This window comes from Macellibacteroides fermentans (assembly GCF_013409575.1).
GTDB classification, from domain to species: Bacteria; Bacteroidota; Bacteroidia; order Bacteroidales; family Tannerellaceae; genus Macellibacteroides; species Macellibacteroides fermentans.
In genome coordinates this window covers 248,944-268,769 of sequence record NZ_JACCCY010000001.1, presented here as the reverse complement: position 1 = coordinate 268,769, position 19,826 = coordinate 248,944, and the positions used below count along the sequence as shown (strand labels likewise).

Here is a 19,826-nt window from a genome sequence, read left to right as displayed (position 1 = left end):
TGATTATATAATGAAAAGAAAATGGATGGTTCTGGCTGCATGCGCAGCCCTTTTAACTGCTACAACGTCTGATGCTTGTACCAGTTTCTTAGTAGGGAAAAAAGCCTCGGCTGATGGCTCCGTAATGATTACTTATGCTGCCGATTCGCATAACCTATATGGTGAGTTGTATCATTGGCCGGCTGCGAAGTGGCCTAAAGGATCCATGTTGGAAATTCGCGAATGGGATTCCAACAAGCCATTAGGAAAAATTCCCCAGGTTGAAGAAACCTATAATGTGGTTGGAAATATGAATGAACACCAAGTCGCAATAACCGAAAGTACTTTCGGTGGACGTCCGGAGTTGGAAGATTCAACCGGTATAATGGACTACGGAAGTTTAATATATGTTGCGCTTCAACGGGCTAAATCGGCACGCGAGGCAATTCATATCATGACTTCACTTGTAAAAGAACACGGATATTACAGCAGCGGCGAGTCTTTTTCTATTGCCGATAAGAACGAAGCCTGGATTATGGAAATGATCGGTAAAGGTGTAGGTAATAAAGGAGCTGTGTGGGTTGCTATCCGTATCCCGGACGACTGTATCTCGGCTCATGCCAACCAATCCCGGATTCACCAGATTCCATTCGACGACAAAGAAAACTGTATGTATTCTCCGGATGTAGTTTCTTTTGCAAGAGAAAAAGGATACTTCAATGGAAAAGATAAAGATTTCAGCTTTACGAAAGCTTATTGTCCCTATGATTTTAGTGCATTAAGAGGCTGTGAGGCTCGTGTTTGGGCTTTTATGCGTAAATATGATAAGAGCTTGGATGCTTATCTTCCATTTTTGAAGGGAGAATCTGATAAACCAATGCCTTTGTATGTTAAAGCAGATAGAAAACTTACCTTGCAGGATGTAAAGAACGGAATGCGAGATCATTATGAAGGAACAGAATTCTGTATGACGAATGATGCCGGTATGGGCCCATATAAAGTGCCATATCGTTGGAGACCTATGACTTTTAAAGTTGACGGTCAGGAGTATGTAAATGAGCGTGCCATCGCAACTCAGCAGACTGGTTTCGTTCTATGTGCTCAATTACGTAATTGGTTGCCGGATGCAATAGGAGGGGTGCTTTGGTTTGGTGTGGATGATGCCGCAACAGCTGTTTTTACGCCTATGTATGGCTCAATCAAAGAAACTCCGGAATGTTTCCGGGTGGGTAACGGCGATATGATGACCTTCTCCTGGACTTCCGCTTTCTGGATTCATAACTGGGTAGCAAATATGGCTTACAGCAAGTACAGTTTCATGATTGAAGATATCAAGCCTGTTCAGAAAGAATTGGAACTTGGATTCGAAGCTATGCAACCGTCAATTGATAAGGCTGCTGCAGATATGTATGCAAAGAATCCGGAGGAGGCTGTAAAGTTTCTTACATGGTATAGTACAACCGAAGCGAACCGTAGTACCGCTCGTTGGAAACAATTGGGTGAATATTTGGTTGTGAAGTATATAGATGGTAACGTGAAAAAAGAGGTGAACGGAAAATTCATGCAAAATGGCTATGGCTTATCTGCTTCTCCCAATTTCCCAGGTTACGACGAGACTTACTATCGCAGCATTGTTAACAGTGCCGGTGAACGATTGAAAGTAAAATAAGGTTATATAAATAGTGTTTTTAATATTGGGTAAAACTTTTAAAAAAGATGAGTATGAAAAAAGTAGTTTTAGTGTTTCTGTTTGCTGTAATGACGGTGGGTGGTGTTTTTGCTCAACAAGGAGCCTCTTCGGTAGGTTTGAGTGTGGGTTATGCGCTTGATTCCGATAATACGACAGTAGGAATTGATTATCGCTACAATGTGTCAGATGATGTGCGTATCGCTCCTTCTTTAACGCATTTGATGAAGCATGGTGGATTAAGTGCATGGGCGCTTGATTTTAATGCTCACTATGTTGTTAAATTAGATCCTTCATTCGGTTTTTATCCTTTAGGTGGAGTCAGCCTTTCATTTTGGGAAGCTGGCCGCGATTGGGATGCAACCCGTCTTGGTGTCAACATCGGTCTTGGTGGAGAAGTATATGCTTCCAGAGATTTAACTGTTGGCTTGGAGATGAAGTATAATTTGATACAAGATTTCGATCAAGCTATGGCTGCCGTTCGGATAGCCTATAATTTTTAGTGTTTTTGACTTATTTTACCCAATAAAAAGGGCGCTCTTGTTGGAGCGCCCTTTCCTTTTTATAAGATCTGATATCTCGATGTGAATCAATTATTCTCAGCCGGCTGGTAAAGGTATCGCTTGATACTTCTTTTAGGCGTCTTTTCGAATTCTTCCTGATACATCTTAATTCCCGATATCTTAGAATATCCAGGTAACAATTCATTCAGGTCTTTTATATTCTCCTGCATCAGAATCTCTATTTTATTGTGATCGATGCCCTGTTTATCTACCTGCTCCCAATCCGGATAAATCAATGCAACTAATTTGCCGTTTTGAGAAACTATAAGCGATTCTGCAACGTAGGCCATGTTATTTAGCTGTTGTTCTATCTCTTCAGGATAGATGTTTTGTCCGGATGGCCCTAAAATCATTGTTTTGCTACGGCCTTTAATGTAAATAAAACCATCTTCATCAATAGTACCTAAGTCGCCGGTACGTAACCAGCCATCTTTGGTAAAACTGGATTTCGTAGCTTCCGGATTTTTATAGTATCCTAACATCACGTTGGTTCCACGAACCAATATTTCACCTACAGCATTTACTGGATCTTCAGAGTCAATTTTTGCCTCCATTCTGTCTACAACACGTCCGCAGGAGCCCGCTTTGTATGTGTCCCATTGCTCATATGCAATTAACGGACCACACTCGGTCATACCATATCCAACTGTATATGGGAAATTAATAGACCGTAAGAAGTTTTCTACATCCTTATTCAGTCCGGCACCACCAATTACTATTTGTTTGAAATTACCACCAAAAGAAGCGGTTAGTTTTGCTGCAACTATTTCAAGTAACTTCTTCTCAATAAAAGGAACTTTTAGAAGAAAACGGGTAAGGGGCTTTTCCAGTTCAGGAAACACCTTACTCTTTATTAATTTCTCGATAATAAGAGGAACAGCCAGAATAAGTGTAGGCTTTATATTCATGAAGGATTCTGCAATGATCCTGGGCGAAGGAGTACGGGTAAGGAAATGGATATGGCAACCCTTGTTAATCCCATTTAATATTTCGAAAGCCAGACCGTACATATGCGCCATTGGAAGCATGCATACAAAGTTGTCGCCCGCATGTATAAATGGGATATTATCGTAGGCATATTGCGTATTACTCCACAAGCTACGGTAAGGGATCATTACTCCTTTCGAAAAACTTGTTGTACCGGAAGTGTAATTGAGAACAGCCAGTTCTTCCGGCTTTTCTACATGATACTTTACATCTGCCGAAGTAAATGACCTTGGGTATTTCTTTCCAAAGTATTCGTTAATCCGTTCGCGAACAGTAAAAGTTTCCTTGTTTTTCGATTTAATTACTGAAAAATTGTCAAGCATCATAAAAAGCTTGACATCCGGCATTTTTGCATCATTCATATTTTCCCAATTACTATTTGCTGCGAGAACAGCTTTAGATTCGGAATGATTAACGATATGATGTATATTATCCGGTTTAAAATCGTGTAAAATAGGAACAGCTACAGCTCCATAAGCAAGAATCCCAAAAAAACAGATAGCCCAGTTTGACGAATTACGTCCAACTAAGGCTACTTTATCCCCTTTTTTTATTCCCGCATGTTCAAGAATGATGTGGAACTTTTCAATTCGACGGGCAACATCTTTGTAATGATAGGTATGCCCTTCATAATCGGAGAAAGCAGGTAAATCCCAATGATTCTTAATGCTAGTCTCTATTAAACCTAAAAAACGATTCTCCATATTGCTGAAATAAAATAGTTTTCATAAAAAACAAAGTGCTCAATCTATACACTTTTTCAATAATAAAATACACGAAGATAGATAAAAGTTCTGCATAAACTGTTTTATAGAAGAACTTTAACTATTCCTTTGCGGATAACACCTTGTCCGATACCTGGTGCATGTCCGTCTTCGGGGAAATAGATAACAAACTGACCAGGATATATTTTGGTATATGCAGTTGGTTTATCAACGTAAAAGGTAATGTCTTTTTCCTCGTTGTAAGGTATAGATACATCATTAAGTTCGCTACCGCCTTTCCATCCTATTTTTTCGACCCCTAATAATGGGAACTGGATGTCGATGTATTTTTTATGAGTTTCGATGCTCGCTTCCTCTTTCGTTTTACCAAAAATACTTGTGATTGTTACCGTAAGATTGTGCTCTTCTAAAATAATTTTACCATCTTCCATTGAAGAAAAATCGGTCGACTTTATATATTCAAATGCTCTTTTAAATAAAGGATGCAGGTTTTCAATGCGCGAAGAATTTGATAAAGTATCAAGTATCATACTCGTAATTTGTTTTGTATTTATTGAGCAAATGTCGTTATTATTATTGATAATAGAGATAGGCAAACTTGAAATATTTATGAATATTATGCGTAATTTTCGTGTTTAAATTGTTATCTCAAAAACAAATGATTGAAGATCAAATAATTATTTATACCTTTGTTGTAGTATTTCATAGAATAAATTAGCTTTTAAAATATAATCAAAGATCTAATGGCGCATAGAAAACAATCATATAAAGAAGAAATTGCTAATGCAATTACGCATGGGATAGGGATCTTACTCGGTCTTACAGCAACTGTTTTATTGCTTATTAAGGGTATGAAATCGGGAGATCCTTGGGTGATTTCCGGGTTTATGGTGTATGCTTTTGGTATGACGCTTTCGTACGTTACTTCTACACTATATCATAGCTCCAGAAATGAGACGGCCAAACTCTACCTGCGTAAATGGGACCATAGCGCTATTTTTATACATATAGCAGGCACCTATACCCCTTTTACCTTAATATTATTACGTCAAGTAGGGTGGTGGGGCTGGAGTCTCTTTGCAATTGTTTGGTTAATAGCCCTCGTTGGCATCCTTTACACATTTAGAAAGATGAAGGATAAAAGTCCACTAAAAACAATTGCTTACATTGCCATGGGAAGTGTAATCGTTGTTGCGATCAAACCTATGATACAGATTTTTGAAGGTCAGCATATGATGGAAATATTGTATTGGCTGATCGGTGGCGGCGCATGCTATGTAGTAGGTGCTGTTTTTTATTCATTTGATAAGATAAAGTATATACACACGGTCTGGCATCTGTTTGTTTTAGGGGGAAGTGTCTCGCACTGCATCGCTATTTATAAATTAGTATAACAGATTCAGTAATATTCTATCGAGAAATTTGTAATGACTTTCATTTTAAAAGTCATTAAATTAGCACCAGTATGTTGGTGCTTTTTGGGATAAAAGTACCGACAAACTGGTGCTAATCTTTTATAGTAAATCAACTCCTTACAATAGGATATTCTTCTATTACTTCTAAAATCAAATTGATAAAAGGTACTCTATTTGAGTTTCAAAAATCATTTTAATAATCTATCCTATTGTTTGGTGAACTATGGTAAACTATTACTTACCTGTTTGTTTAATTAGCGTTTGGGCTGCGTAAGCAGACTTACACTAACTATTGCTACGACAGAAAGAGGTAAAGCAAATAGAATTGGATCTATTGCGAACCAAGGATATACATCAATCAAAACCTCTTTTCCAAACAATAATTTACAAAGTCCAACAGGTACAGCTTCTGCTTTATGTAAGAATAACATTGCAAACATACTGGCGAAAGCTCCTGTAAAAAGGCTGGCAATCGCACCTTGTCTGGTAACCTTTGGCCAATATAAGGAACAGAAATAGGCCGGTAGGAAAGTCACGGCGCACACCCCCATAAACAATGCTGTACCTCTTGCAATAATTCCTGCACTTAGCGTATAGCAGATGATATAGCTTAAGAGAATAGATATCAAAACGCCAATTCGTACTCCCATTGTCGAATTTTCATTCTTTCGGCGACCAAGCTTAGGAAACATGTCCGCACCAAAGGCCGCACCCATGGTATGAAACAGGGCACTTAAAGTTGACATGCTTGCAGAAAGGATACAAAGCATAAATAATGCTCCAAACCAGTCAGGCATGGCTTTATTGATAAATAATGGAATAATCTTGTCAATATCCTTTACTGCCTCGGAAGCTACCAATCCCTGCGTTTTATAGAAAAAAAGGTTGGAAAGAGCACCTACATGATAAATGGCCCCAACTGTGATTATTAGGAACACGCAGCCAATCAGAACACCCCGGTTTATTTGTTTGGAGCTTTCCACCATCATAAAACGGACAACCAATTGCGGCTGAGCCAAACAACCTAAACCAACACCCAGAATAAGCGATGTAACCAACGTAAACCATTGAGGAGAGCCGGTTACAGGCATGCGGGTCCAGCCTTGATGACCAAGCAATTTATATTTCTCTGGTACCAGAGGTGCCAAATCAGACAATTTCTTATTAGCCTCAACAAACCCGAGATCCATCGACTTGTAGAACCAGAATAATAAAAAGAACATACATACAAACATAATTACAGCCTGAAGCGCGTCGGTATAGAGAACCCCCTTTATTCCTCCGGAAATTACATAAGCAGCTACGATAAGAGTAAAAGCCAGCAAAGCCACATGAAAATCAATCTCAAACATCTGCTCAATGAACACAGCACCACCTTTCATCACTACAGCAGTATACAAAGGCATACCAATGAAAATTATACCGGCTATGAATATTTGAATTGCTCTTGAATTATAATGCAAACCTAACAGCTGGGGAAATGTTTTTGCATTGTGTTCGGCTCCCATTTTCCGGGTCTTTCTCCCAAATACAATAAAAGCGATGATAACACCCATAAACATATTGAGCAAACATAACCACTGGATACCCATACCGAATGTTGCTGCAATACCGCCAAAACCTACTATGGCTGAAGCCGAAATAAAGGTTGCTCCATAGGAAAGAGCCATGATAACCGGATTTACCTTTCGTCCTCCCAGCAAATAATCACTGGCATCCTTTGTCGCCTTGTATCCCAGGTAACCCAGATAGGCCACTAAAAACATATATATAATAACGATTATACCTAAGGTTAACGTACTCACTTGTTAGAGTTTTTAGAGTTAATACTATCATTTTCATCTTTATTCCAGTTCCTTACACCGAACCAGATGGCAAATATAACACAGGCAAAAGCCAATAAATATGCCAGCCAAATTCCCGGATCATCTATTCCAAACATATCTATAAATTTATTAGATCGGATTCAACAATAAACTCCATATTTTTCTTTCGAATAACATCGATTGCCGCATCCTGGTTATTAGTCCGCAGTATAAGAATAGATTTACCATACATGGATACACAATACATATATTCAATGCTTAAACCGGCCTGAGTGAAATTTGTAAGTGAGCTTGCGAAGCTTCCCGATTTTGAATCGGTGGTAATTGCCAGAACCTCTGTTAGGTTGGCACTTACATTGTTCGATTTGAGCAAAGAATAGGCTCTTTGCGGCTCGCTTACTATTATACGTAGTATGCCATACTCGGAAGTGTCTGCAACAGTGGCAGCGATAATCCTGATATCTTCTTTTGCAAGTAATCCCAGAATTTCACTGAGCTTACCATACTTGTTTTCAAGGAAAATTGAAATCTGATTAATTGTCATGGTTTAATTTATTAGAATTTCCGATTAGATTAAAATTTACGCAAATCACGAACTCTGATCGCTTTGCCTTCCTGGACCGGAAGTGAACCCTTGGCAACCAATTTAAGACGAGGTGTGATAAGTAATTCATCTTTAAGTTGATGTGTGATGTTTTTGCTAAGCTTTTGCAATGTACTGTAATCGTCTGTAAACAAATCGCTTATTTCTACTTCCACTTGCATTTCATCGCTGTTTCCAACTGTTTCAATCGTAATTAAATAATTGTTAGCAAGCTCCTTGAAATTCATTAAAATCTTTTCGATTTGAATAGGGAAGATATTCACACCTTTTAAAATAATCATATCATCGCTTCTGCCTTTAAAGCGATCCAATCGCTTGTGAGTTCTTCCGCATGGGCAGGTGCCGGGTATAATTCTGGTGAGATCTCGTGTACGATAACGAAACAACGGCATGGCTTCCCGGTTGATTGTAGTAAGGACCAATTCGCCAATGGTTCCGTCCGGAACGGGTTCGAGCGTAACAGGATCTATAATTTCAACAATAACATAGTCCTCCCAAATATGAAGACCATTTTGTTCTGTACATTCAAAGGCAACACCGGGCCCATTCATTTCGGACATTCCAAAGCAATTATAGGCTTTAACACCCAATAACTGCTCAATACGCTTGCGTTGTTCTTCCGAGTGAGGCTCTGCTCCGATACAGATTGTTTTTAATTTTGTTTCCTTTCTGGGATCGATACCCAATTCGTAAAACACTTCTGCAAGCCGGGTGGCATAACTCGGAATAATATGCAGGCAGGTTGTTCCAAAATCAGTTATAAACTTAATTTGACGCTTTGTATTTCCTGCAGCTGCCGGAACGGTCAAAGCTCCCAGCTTTTCGGCACCATACTGGAATCCAAGTCCGCCGGTAAACATGCCATATCCTGAAGTGTTCTGGAATACGTCCGTGTCTCTTAATCCCACCATAAACATACAGCGGGCAACCTGATTGGCCCATTCATCCAGGTCTTTTCTGGAATGTAATACCACTGTGGGATTACCTGTCGTTCCGCTTGACGAGTGAACCCGTACGCAGTCCTTTAACGGAATTGAAGCCATTCCAAAAGGATAACAATTTCTCAAATCATCTTTTGTGGTAAACGGAATCTTTCGAAGATCATCCAATGAATGAATGTTCTCGGACGTAATGTTTAGCTCGCTAAAAAGTTTTCCGTAATGAGATGAATTTTTTGCCGATTCTATGGTTTTTTTTAGGCGTTTAAGTTGAAGTTCCTCAAGATCGGAACGGTTCATCGTTTCAATTTCTTCCTGCCAATACATCATACTTTTGTATCTTTTTTAGTGTGTTTTCATTAAATTAGAACACAAAAGTAGGCTTATTTTTGATATTTATCACATTTTTGAATTAAAATATAAATAATTGACAGGTTTAAATAAACGTTATTTAAACCATTCCAGTAATTGAGAGACTGAAACCGACGAAAAATCCGGAATCACGTCATGTACTTTATCTGAAAGTTCTTCAGCCGGGATCGTACTACTTACACCAATAACCCTCATACCTGCTAATGTTGCAGCTTTAATTCCCGCAAAAGAGTCTTCAAATACAATACAGTTTTCTGGCTTGGCATTCCAGTCATTCGCTGCCAGTAAATAACACATAGGATCGGGCTTGCCTTTTGTAATACGATCAGCTGTTACAATCGTATCAAAAACGTTGTTGAGAGACAATATCGAGAATGCACGCTCCATTTTAAAATCTTGCGAACTGGTTACCAGACCAACTTTGAATCCCTCTTTTTTTACGTTGTAAACAAAATCCAACGCTCCGTCGATAGTAGGAAAGTCCATCTGTTTTTCAAACTCATTACTTTCCTGCAATACCGATGCTTTTGTTTCTTCAGAGGCATCGCTGAAATAAGTTTCCATAACATAGGGCATGGTAGTGCCTTTAATTTTGCTTGCAAAATTTTCCCCTAAACCGTAACGCACTCCGGCTTCATTCCAAAATATATCGTAAATAGGTTCCGTATTAACAAGTACACCATCAAAATCAAAAAGAACATACTTCTGCTTATTCATTTTCCTGCTAAAATTTAATCAATCATTATTAAAATGCAAAGATACGACAATCTTTCCTGAGGTTCAAGAACATTGTCGTATCTCAACGTATCGAAATACCTTTCTTAATAAAGAGGTAGATACTGCGTTTTATTTTTTTGTAAAACTATAAAGCAGAATCTTTTGATCTAATTCATCCGGAATATTTTCGGTAGCGGTTAAGAAGGTGAATGAATATTGATCTTTATATTCTTTTTCAATATCAGGCATATTCTTTTCGCATACCAGGAAGTAGCCTTCTTCAGGAAGCTGCTTTTCAAAGTCGTGGAATAAATTACCCATATAGAAATTGAGACCGTACATATTTTTGTACTTGAGAAGATTATTTACCACAAACACGTTTGATCTGTTTACCGGATACTCTTTCTTAATGCGCGTGGCAAATGCTTTGCACGAACTTCCCTCACGAATTGTGTACATAAATACACCATCTGTTACCAAATTAAGTGCAAATGCCAACCCGATCGTTGCATAAAGTATTTTGATATTAATCTTTCTGAACATTTGATATAACAGAATTCCAAGAGCAATTAAAAGAAGAACAAATAAAAATACTGTGAGGAATGTAGGATTCGCTAAAGAATTCTGAATTAATGAAACGGTGTAAAGTGTACTGGCCTTATCCGTATACTGAGCCATAATCGTGCTTAGATTAATAGCTCCCCCCATTACTAAAGCCGAAGCTATTAGAACTAAAGAGGTACAAGATGCCAGAAAAGCAGCAAATACTCGTGTAGCTTTCGTCTTGTATTCAGTAATATAGATGGCATATTGAGCAAGAAATAATGCTATAAAAGGATATGCTGGCATCAAATACACGCTCCGCTTACTTGCAGGGAAAGAATAAAAGAAGATTACACATACAATTACAACCAAGCTAAATAGTCTTACCTTTTCCATGGATTTAATGGATGACCAAACTCCTGTGACAAGCTCTTTGACTGTTTTTTCAGGTTTACGCACCTTTAAACCAAAGAGAGAAAAGAAAAATAAGATTGTCCAAGGTAGAAAGCCTGCTATTAGTGTAACGAAATTGTAATAAAATCCATTTTCGTGTCCTAATTTATAGTCAATATCAGGTGTGCTGGTATTGAAAAAACGACCAAAATTTTCGGCCAGAACTACATCAAGGAAATCATCGCCACCCTGTTTCCAGGCTGCAATGTACCACAACGCAGGTAAAAATAAAGAGGATATACCGGCATATACAATGGCTTTAAAAATATGAAGGAATTTGTATTTACCTAATACCAATAAATAAACTCCAAAAATAAAAAGAGGTAGTACAATGCCAACAGGGCCTTTTGTTAGTGTTGCACATCCCAAAATTAGTGGAATACCTAATGGTATACCTTTCAATTCAAGATGTTCTTCCCAACGGTAAAGTTGTATAAGACCTAAAACTATGAAGGTTGTAAGGAGTATATCAACGCGTGTGGTCATAGCGGCCCTGTGTATTTCTACACAGGTAATCAGCAATAATGCAGCAATAAATGCTTCCTGAAACCTGGTCCTCCTGCCAAAAAAAACCAACATAAAGCTTACCAGCACAATAAATGATATTGCAGACGGCAACCTGGATGTAAATTCATTAACATATCCCTGCGGATAAGAGAAAGCCGCCATCAGCCAATGACTCATCGGTGGTTTGTATGCAAACTCGTCGGCATATGTTTGTGGGAGAACCCAGTTCCCCGTTTCTATCATTGAGACGGCCACAGCAGCTTCACGAGGTTCACCTTTTGTTGAAAAATCACCTATTCCTATCCAGGGTAATACGGATATGATACAGATGAAAACAACCAACGTTATCGGTTTTTGCAAGTAGAGATACTGTAATGTAGGTGTACGCATAATAAACTGTTAAGAATTTAACTATCTGTTTCTTTTAAATTGAACACAAAATAACAACTTTTTGTTGAATTTACCAGCCTTTATCTTGATTATTTACGCACCCAGAGATGCTTTGATTGCCTTTCTGATTAATTCTGCATCTTCCATGTTCTCTTTTAAAATAGATAGAATAAGATTCAGGTAGTTTTCCTTATTGTTTATTCCTAAAATAGGACATAAACGGCTTTGGGGAAGCATTCCTTTCTGATTATAAACACGTAATATTTCCTGGTAATTTGATGTGCTGATAAATGACCTGAATTCGGTTTTTATGTCATTATAAAGCTCGTAGACATTTATATTATGTTCTATCATCTCAATGTGTGCAGCCAATTCTTCAACTGAACCTATCTTCCTTTCGGTAGTTGCTTCCAGCTTTTTTCTTACCCGATGTTTCGCGTGAAGGATAATCTGACTCTCCAGATCTTTCTCAAACAGACGGATAACGTTTTCTTTTATTTGTAAAAATACATCCTCCGGATTCTTCATCAATCGCTTGGCAACAGTTTTTATAACAGATTCAATCATTAACAGATTCTCAACCTCGGCTACATCCGGAACAAATATGTTTTGTTCCCTCAGATAATCAATTTCGCCCTGAGTGCGCCTGTCACGATCTACAATCCCTTTCGATTCCAGTGTGTGGAAATCTTTAAGCTGGCCAAACGCCTTTGTTGTTTCAATTACTTTTTGGCATCCACCCATGGGTTTTACTAAATAGTCGGGAAATATGTAAGGATATAATCTGCTATCAATACTATTGGAATCGTTACCTTCGATAAAGAGAATGGGTTTTCTACTGCCCAAAAGTTCAAGATAAACCTCTTCCGGATAGCTTTCATTACTTTCTATTATTTCGTAATCCCAGCACTGTTCGTCTGCCTCGTACGAGCGCACCCAGATTCGTTTACCTTCGGATCTCGCCGTTGCGAAAGCAATGTCGTGGGTCAGATATATATAGGTGCAATCCGGTCTGCAGGACTCAATTTCGTTCCAAAGAGTATTTTTAATTGAGTCATGGAGCAATACTTCTGGCTCTTCAATGATAAGTATTGCATTTGGCTTTGCACATAGTATAGCTCCAATCAAATAAAAAACAATCTTTTCGCCATCACTCATCCGTTCGGCTGTATATGAATCTCCATCTCTGGATGTTGATGTTAATTCGAAAAAACCCGATTTGCGTACCAAGCGGTTGTGGGGAAACATCTTTTCCCATATACCTTGTATAATGTCAATTTTGGTGATAGGAGGTGGAAGTCCCGGCGATGTTTTGCTTATTTCTTTGTAATTCACAGCAGTTTCGAACTCTTCCTGCTGTAGTCGTAATGTAAGCTTCTGATATTCTGAGAGCATGGATATGCTTGAACGTTCTGCTGCAAGGGTTTTAAGTGTGAGGGTGTCACTCGTAATAAAAAGGGCCCGCATGCCCGAAATATTTACGGCATAATCCGAGTATCGGGAAACAATATCTTTTCCAAACGAGCTTTTGCCGGATCCATTTGCTCCTATAACCACAAGTACTCCCGGATTTTCGATGACAGGAGTATCTGAAGAGTTTAATTTTTTAGGAAGTATCAGATTCATAAGATTCGTGATTAGTATCTTTAATTAAGGTTCAAAGATAGGAATTTTTGTTATTCAGCACGCTATTAAGTTGTACGAAACCGTAGTTAAGGATACGGATGAAATCAATAGAGTAGGGGAAAAGAAAAGGGCACTGCCAGGTGCCCTTTTTCTTTAAAATTTATATTGGATTAATATCCTCTGATTGCTTCGATACCTGGAAGAATTTTACCTTCGATTGCTTCAAGTAATGCTCCACCACCTGTTGAAACATATGAAACACCGTTAGCCAAGCCAAATTTGTTTACACAGGCAACAGAGTCGCCACCACCTACAAGAGAGAATGCGCCATTCTTTGTTGCTTCAACAATTGCTTCGCCAACAGCAAGTGAACCGTGTGTAAAGTTTTCGAATTCAAATACACCTGTAGGACCGTTCCAAAGAATTGTTTTTGATTTTTTAATCACTTCAGCATATTCGGCTTCTGTCTTAGGACCGATATCAAGACCTTGCCATCCGTCAGGAATTTGATCTGCATCTACCAATTGAGTATTAGCATCGTTGCTAAATTTATCAGCAATTTTAGCGTCGCAAGCAAGAATCATGTTTACATTATTTGCTTTAGCTTTTGCAAGCAGTTCAAGAGCAAGATCAAGCTTGTCGTCTTCACAAATTGAACTACCGATATGGCCACCCAATGCCTTGGTGAATGTAAAGGTCATACCACCTGTTATAATCAGGTTATCTACCTTTCCAAGCAGATTCTCAATGATTTCAATTTTAGATGAAACCTTTGATCCACCCATGATTGCTGTAAACGGACGATTGATTTCGCTCATTACTTTTTCAACTGCAAGCACCTCTTTTTCCATCAAGTAACCAAACATTTTGTTGTTGATGTCAAAATAAGCAGCGATCAAAGCAGTTGAAGCGTGCGCACGGTGCGCTGTACCAAATGCATCGTTTACATAACAATCAGCCAAAGATGCTAATTTCTTAGTAAACTCTTTCTGGCTTTCTTTAACGGCTTTTTTAGCAGCTTTCTTTTCTTCTTCTGAAGCATCTTCTGCTAAACCTCTTGGTTTACCTTCTTCTTCAGCATAAAAACGAAGATTTTCAAGCAACAGAGCTTCACCTGGTTTTAGTGCAGCTGCTTTTGCAATTGCTTCTTCACCAACACAGTCATTTGCAAACTGTACGTTAACGCCAAGCAATTCCGAAACGTGAGAAAGAATATGTTTCAAAGAATATTTTTCAGTAACGCCTTTCGGACGACCAAGGTGTGAACCAATAATCGGGCTTCCTCCATCGGCAAGAATTTTCTTCAAAGTAGGAAGAGCTGCACGAATACGGTTGTCGTCTGTGATGTTGAAATTCTCATCCAGGGGAACATTGAAGTCTACCCGAACAAATGCCTTTTTACCGGCAAAATTGAATTTTTCGATTGTTTGCATAACTATTATTTTTAGAATTATGTTTGACTTTGTTAACGCCCCGCAAACTTACACAAAATTATTCTACAAGAAGTGCAAAAGCAGATAAAAATACATATCAATGATTAAACTCTTTTTTTATTTCAGTCTGTCAATTTAAATCTCAGACGAAGTCTTCCTTCTTGAAAATCGTAGTTTAAAAGCTTAAAATGGCCAATTTCAGAGGTGTTGGATACATGCGCACCAATACATGCACAAATGTCATAATCGCCAATGCGGATAATTCGTAACATTTCACTCGCATCTTCCGGCAGTTTACTTAAGTCTACCAATCCGGATGCATCATTTATATGCATGAACTCTTCTTTTACATCCAGGTTGCGGTCAATAACTTCATTCACGATACGCTCTACCTCAAGCATAGTTGCTTCATCCGGCTCTTCCGGAAGCAGATAATCACATTTCGATTTTTTCCGTTCAATATGACTATTCTTTGAGCGCGGACACCCGAACATTCTTACCATAGTCTGATTTAAAATATGTTCTGCCGTATGCATTGGGGGGTACTCGTTCTTATTGTGCTCATTTAAAAGAATCTCTTTCATCTTTCTTCCTTTTCCTTCTATTTCTTATTAATGCGAATCAGTAGTTGACATTGATTCATTTGTTTTAAAAAATTAGATAAATGAATGCGATGGCTATTTTCCCCATCGTATGTATAAGAAGTCCAGATGTTGATCTGACCTTCATCGCTCTTTGAATATTTGTTTTCTCATTCAACCAGTTGAAGAAAGACTCTATGGGTTGTCTGACTTTAGAAACAGCCGTCGAAAATAAGTCTCTGTGGGCTTTCTCTCTTTGAGTAATTACGGGCTCTTCAGCCTTAATAGCTTTTACGGGAGTTAGCATATCCAGACCTATTTCTCTCTGTTTTTCTCCCCAAAAAGAGAAATCGGAGTAGATTTTATCGGCAAAGATACTTCTATTGGCCAGGCTGTCTGCTGCTTCTGTTTTAAGTACCGTCAAATCGTTCTCTGCCGCAGATGAAAGTATCAACATCTCAGGGAATGGAATAGTTCCTTTCCTTCTGAAAGCTAACGTGTGGAGTTTCAAACCAAAGTAGTACATATTTTTGGTAGAGCAGTAGCCTTTTGTTGCAATTTCTGTAGCCACTTTTCCTGTTTTATTCTTTCCTTTGCAGGTAACAATTGGCATGGAATCGATCAGTGATGTCATATTGTCGCAATCTTCTGGTTTAAAGGATGTAATGAGATGCTTTACGAGTTCATTAATTGCCTCACTTAACAGGTTCAATCGATAATTGAACGTCTGATAAGAAGGTAGACAAGGAAACCAAGAAAGCAAATATTCTTTAGTGAATGTATGTATCTCTTTGATACTGAAGTAGCGTTGATAAGCTCCACAGAACAGGTATACAGTAAGCAGTTCCTGGTCGGTGAAGATAGGAGTTGCATTATTACTGAATCTCTGACAACAAAATTTCAGTGAAGACTCATAGATATCGCAGATATACATATATATTTTTATAAGCTTAAGTTCTTTCTCCTTGGGAATCATAATTAGAAAAATGAGTGGTTTTATTCTTCTAAGATACTGATTTCCAGGGAGATTAAGAAATATTTTAATGTAATAATAAACTGTATAACAACATTTTAACTAAATGAATCAGCAAGTGATTTCAACTACTGATTCGCATTATTAATAATTTATTTCTTCAAGATACCCTTGTCTACAGATTCGTTTAAAAGATTCTCAGCATATTCCCAAAGTGTGTCCGATCCTTTATTGATCGATTTTTTTTGGGTGTATACTTCGTTATAAGTAACATTATACTTATCCCATGTACCGCCGTTATTAGAGAAGTTCTGCAACAAAGGTTCAAATTTGTCTAATGATTTGGCAAATTTTGCATCATCAGTCTCTCCATCCTCAAATTCTTTCCAGAGATCAATCAATTCTTTAGCCTGATTTTCCGGTAATAGTCCGAAAATTCGTTTTGCAGCAGCAAACTCTTCTTCTGTATTTTTATGGCTTTTTGATTTGTCATAAACAAATACATCTCCGGAATCTATTTCAACTATATCATGTATTAAAACCATTTTTATAACTTTCAGGATATCGACCGGTTTGTTTGCATGTTCAGAAAGAGCTATTGCCATCAGAGCTAAATGCCAGCTATGTTCTGCATCATTTTCGGGACGGTCGCTGTTGAGTAAACAGGTGCGACGTTGAATGTATTTGATTTTATCTATCTCTTTAATAAATTGGATTTGTTTAAGTAAGTCATTTGTAATCATATGTCAAGTATCATTATTTTGATTCTAAAATGTTATTTCTGATTGTTCAAATATATAAGCTATAAATAGTGAAGGGGAATATATTCATTCCCCTTCTTCTGTTATATTGTCGAAATTATTCATCTCTTCTTTTACGCATGGCCAGTCGATTGAGCTTTCCTTGTAATTTCATAATTTCAATAAGAGATAATTTTTCAAATGCCTCTATGGATAAATCGGGATCAGTTTCGGTTATAGTTACTGAGGGTGTTATTTTAGACTTTTGTTCATTTAATACTTCAAATAACATAGTAAAAAGTTCGGCAGACTGAATCCCGTTCGCTCTGTTAAAAGACTCAGTTAAGTCATTCTTAAGTTTTTGTACCAGAGTGTATTTAGGCCTTCTTCCCATAGGTGATTAGAATTTATTGAGTTAATATTTTCACAAATATATACAGAATCTCGCAAAGATAGGCAAAATTAGGAAGAATAGAGGTAAGTATTTGGAGTTTAGGCTCATTAATCATTATTCCTCTCTATTTTTCTCATAGTCGAATATCGGCAAGGTGGAAGAATAAAGAGCAGTTAAGCGGAAGATTTGCTACCTAAATACTGCCTTTTTGGTTAGTCGGATTAGGATGCAAAAACAACCTGAATAAAGATAATGACCTCAAAGAGCGCTTGTTTTTCTAAAATCGTCTTTCAAAAATAACCCTTTTTTCGCACTAACGGCGAAAAGATGGATTTTTAATAGAAAATTGGGATTTTTTGCCCATTGGCTCCTCAATTTATATTACTGAAAATAAATCTGTTACAAGTAATTTTACACTTAAATAACAGAGTCATGAAACAGGAAGTAAAGGTGTCTTTCTACCTGAAAAGAAATGAAACGAAAAAGGATGGTAAAAGCCCAGTAATGGCAAGGCTTTCAATCGGTAAATTCTCCGAAACCATCTTTAGTGCAAAAATGACCGTTCCGGCAGACCTATGGGCATCCGGCCGCGCCACAGGGAAAAGCCATACCTCAAATGAGATTAACCGACAGTTGGACGAAATCAGGGCTTCCTGCAGTACAACGATATATACAATTTACAAGGAAACAGGCAGTGCCAAATGGACATTCGTGGCAAGTATTCTTCCTCTAATACTGGGTTTTGTTGTGTGCTTTATTACAACCCAAATATGGAATTTATTTTAATAATTTTTTTTGTTGAAAAAGGGAAACAGGACAAGTCTAAGCCTTTTAAGGTTTCTTTCGTTTTTTTATTGTTTTGGATAGATCATAATCAACCGTAATGTTATTCTACAATGAACATTTCAATTAAAAACCTTTCAAAAACTTTTTGGCTGTCGTTCCTGTCGGGAATGGCTGAGCCGCTGGGCAGACTTCCATGATATTTTTTATAATGAAATATATGAACAATTACGGACAGGGAATGTTGATAGCCGCCGTTGCCGGAATTATGGTCTTTATCTCGGTAGATGAGCTACTGCCGGGCGCCGAAAAATATGGACATCATCATTATTCCATTTCCGGATTTGTGGCCGGAATGGCGGTCATGGCAATAAGCCTGCTCATTTTGTAAATTAAATCAAATCAGTAATAATGGTATAAGAATCCGTAATCTGTCTATTTACATAGGTATTTATTGTGCATAATTTTGTATTGTGATAATATAAACTTCTTAAAAGAAAGAATATGAAACATGCAGCAATATTGATAATAATAGCACTATGCCTCTTTTGGGGATGTAAAGGGCAGACGGATAATCAGACAGACGGATTGCTTGTACTGAAAGAACAAGGCAGTTTTTCCGTTGGCGGAACAATCATCCAAAATCCGGGGACTTATGATGCAAACAAGTTTGATAATTTCAAACCTTACCCTGATGGACAAACCTTTCACGGCGACCATGCTTATGTATTTTATCAAATACCTGATAATTCCCGCAAATATCCCCTCGTATTTCTACATGGTGCAGGACAATCGGCAAGGACATGGGAAACCACAGCGGACGGACGTGAAGGTTTCCAGAATATATTTTCACGAAGAAGATTCAGTACCTATCTGGTAGACCAACCCCGCAGGGGAAAAGCAGGGCGAAGCACCGTTGCTGCAACCATAGAACCCATTGCTGATGAACAGATGTGGTACGAAATATTCCGTATCGGTATTTGGCCGAACTATTTCGATAATGTACAGTTTCCACGAGATAAAAAAAGCCTGGAGAATTTCTTCCGCCAGATGACTCCCAACACAGGCGGTTTTGATGCCAATGTGATAACAAACAGCATGGTAGAGCTTTTCAATAAAATAGGTCAAGGTATTCTTATAACGCATTCTCAAGGAGGTTTACCCGGATGGTTCGCAGGGGTAAAGAGCAGTAATGTGAAGGCTATCGTATCGTATGAACCGGGTACCTACTTATTTCCCGAAGGAGAACTGCCTGAACCCATTACAGGACGTACAGGCGTATTGTCCGGTATCGAAATTCCGATGGCAGACTTTAAGAAACTGACACAAATACCTATTGTCTTGTATTTCGGAGATAATATCGGGAAAGAAGTAAGCAACGACCTCGGCGCGGAGAATTGGCGTACACGTCTGGCTTTGGGACGCCTCTTTGTAGAAGCGATTAACCGTCATGGCGGAGATGCTACTCTGGTGGAATTACCTGAGATAGGCATATATGGTAATACACATTTCCTCATGTCTGATCTGAACAATATCGAAATTGCAGACTTGCTTTCGGATTGGATGAAAGAAAAAGGACTTGATTAAAAA

Annotated in this window: 19 protein-coding genes and 1 pseudogene; 6 read left to right on the top strand and 14 right to left on the bottom strand. The window is 38.1% G+C overall.

What is annotated here, in order from left to right:
- Nucleotides 1-10: 10 nt before the first annotated feature.
- Complete coding sequence (locus F5613_RS01075; protein WP_179398341.1) at nt 11-1,648, top strand: dipeptidase; 1,638 nt, start codon at nt 11-13, stop codon at nt 1,646-1,648.
- A gap of 53 nt (nt 1,649-1,701) precedes the next feature.
- Entirely contained in the window at nt 1,702-2,169 is a 468-nt protein-coding gene (locus tag F5613_RS01070; RefSeq protein ID WP_079683282.1) for an outer membrane beta-barrel protein, read from the top strand.
- Nucleotides 2,170-2,255: 86 nt separating this feature from the next.
- On the opposite strand, the gene F5613_RS01065 is transcribed toward F5613_RS01070, so the two are convergent.
- Nucleotides 2,256-3,920, bottom strand: a complete 1,665-nt coding sequence (locus F5613_RS01065; protein WP_179398340.1) for an AMP-binding protein — start codon at nt 3,918-3,920, stop codon at nt 2,256-2,258.
- 104 nt (nt 3,921-4,024) lie between these two features.
- Complete coding sequence (locus tag F5613_RS01060; protein WP_068186641.1) at nt 4,025-4,471, bottom strand: YhcH/YjgK/YiaL family protein; 447 nt, start codon at nt 4,469-4,471, stop codon at nt 4,025-4,027.
- A gap of 213 nt (nt 4,472-4,684) precedes the next feature.
- Here F5613_RS01060 and trhA point away from each other — a divergent pair, with 213 nt between their 5' ends.
- Complete coding sequence (gene trhA, locus F5613_RS01055; protein WP_179398339.1) at nt 4,685-5,335, top strand: PAQR family membrane homeostasis protein TrhA; 651 nt, start codon at nt 4,685-4,687, stop codon at nt 5,333-5,335.
- Nucleotides 5,336-5,610: 275 nt separating this feature from the next.
- Here the strand turns inward: trhA and F5613_RS01050 are convergent, their stop codons facing one another.
- The 12 genes from F5613_RS01050 to F5613_RS00995 form a co-directional block, all read right to left on the bottom strand.
- Entirely contained in the window at nt 5,611-7,161 is a 1,551-nt protein-coding gene (locus tag F5613_RS01050) for a sodium:solute symporter family protein (RefSeq protein ID WP_179398338.1), read from the bottom strand.
- Nucleotides 7,158-7,298: a symporter small accessory protein gene (locus F5613_RS01045; protein WP_179398337.1), complete on the bottom strand. Its 141-nt coding sequence runs from the start codon at nt 7,296-7,298 to the stop codon at nt 7,158-7,160. Before F5613_RS01045 ends, F5613_RS01050 begins: the two co-directional genes overlap by 4 nt.
- Before the next feature lie 2 nt (nt 7,299-7,300).
- Entirely contained in the window at nt 7,301-7,726 is a 426-nt protein-coding gene (locus F5613_RS01040; protein ID WP_068186647.1) for an acetolactate synthase, read from the bottom strand.
- A 29-nt stretch (nt 7,727-7,755) separates the two neighbouring features.
- On the bottom strand, nt 7,756-9,054 hold the full coding sequence (locus F5613_RS01035; RefSeq protein ID WP_179398336.1) for a phenylacetate--CoA ligase family protein: 1,299 nt from the start codon (nt 9,052-9,054) through the stop codon (nt 7,756-7,758).
- Between the two features lie 117 nt (nt 9,055-9,171).
- On the bottom strand, nt 9,172-9,813 hold the full coding sequence (locus tag F5613_RS01030; RefSeq protein WP_068186651.1) for an HAD family hydrolase: 642 nt from the start codon (nt 9,811-9,813) through the stop codon (nt 9,172-9,174).
- A 129-nt stretch (nt 9,814-9,942) separates the two neighbouring features.
- Complete coding sequence (locus F5613_RS01025; RefSeq protein ID WP_179398335.1) at nt 9,943-11,706, bottom strand: ArnT family glycosyltransferase; 1,764 nt, start codon at nt 11,704-11,706, stop codon at nt 9,943-9,945.
- A gap of 93 nt (nt 11,707-11,799) precedes the next feature.
- Nucleotides 11,800-13,332, bottom strand: coding sequence for a DUF4435 domain-containing protein (locus tag F5613_RS01020; protein ID WP_068186654.1), 1,533 nt, complete (start codon nt 13,330-13,332; stop codon nt 11,800-11,802).
- 170 nt (nt 13,333-13,502) lie between these two features.
- Entirely contained in the window at nt 13,503-14,765 is a 1,263-nt protein-coding gene (locus F5613_RS01015; protein ID WP_079683211.1) for a phosphoglycerate kinase, read from the bottom strand.
- A gap of 122 nt (nt 14,766-14,887) precedes the next feature.
- Nucleotides 14,888-15,349, bottom strand: a complete 462-nt coding sequence (locus F5613_RS01010) for an alanyl-tRNA editing protein (RefSeq protein ID WP_179398334.1) — start codon at nt 15,347-15,349, stop codon at nt 14,888-14,890.
- Nucleotides 15,350-15,413: 64 nt separating this feature from the next.
- Nucleotides 15,414-16,322 carry a transposase gene (locus tag F5613_RS01005; RefSeq protein WP_246303311.1) on the bottom strand — a complete coding sequence of 303 codons (909 nt, stop codon included), beginning with the start codon at nt 16,320-16,322 and terminating at the stop codon, nt 15,414-15,416.
- A gap of 149 nt (nt 16,323-16,471) precedes the next feature.
- Complete coding sequence (locus F5613_RS01000; protein WP_079683213.1) at nt 16,472-17,062, bottom strand: HD domain-containing protein; 591 nt, start codon at nt 17,060-17,062, stop codon at nt 16,472-16,474.
- A 115-nt stretch (nt 17,063-17,177) separates the two neighbouring features.
- Nucleotides 17,178-17,453 carry a hypothetical protein gene (locus F5613_RS00995; protein WP_079683214.1) on the bottom strand — a complete coding sequence of 92 codons (276 nt, stop codon included), beginning with the start codon at nt 17,451-17,453 and terminating at the stop codon, nt 17,178-17,180.
- Nucleotides 17,454-17,885: 432 nt separating this feature from the next.
- Here F5613_RS00995 and F5613_RS16655 point away from each other — a divergent pair, with 432 nt between their 5' ends.
- From F5613_RS16655 to F5613_RS00980, 3 genes and pseudogenes are all read left to right on the top strand, one after another.
- Nucleotides 17,886-18,239, top strand: a complete 354-nt coding sequence (locus F5613_RS16655; RefSeq protein ID WP_179398201.1) for an Arm DNA-binding domain-containing protein — start codon at nt 17,886-17,888, stop codon at nt 18,237-18,239.
- 253 nt (nt 18,240-18,492) lie between these two features.
- A pseudogene (locus F5613_RS00985) lies at nt 18,493-18,627 on the top strand (zinc transporter ZupT); the annotation flags it as partial.
- A gap of 113 nt (nt 18,628-18,740) precedes the next feature.
- Complete coding sequence (locus F5613_RS00980; protein ID WP_179398332.1) at nt 18,741-19,823, top strand: alpha/beta hydrolase; 1,083 nt, start codon at nt 18,741-18,743, stop codon at nt 19,821-19,823.
- The last annotated feature ends 3 nt before the right edge of the window (nt 19,824-19,826 follow it).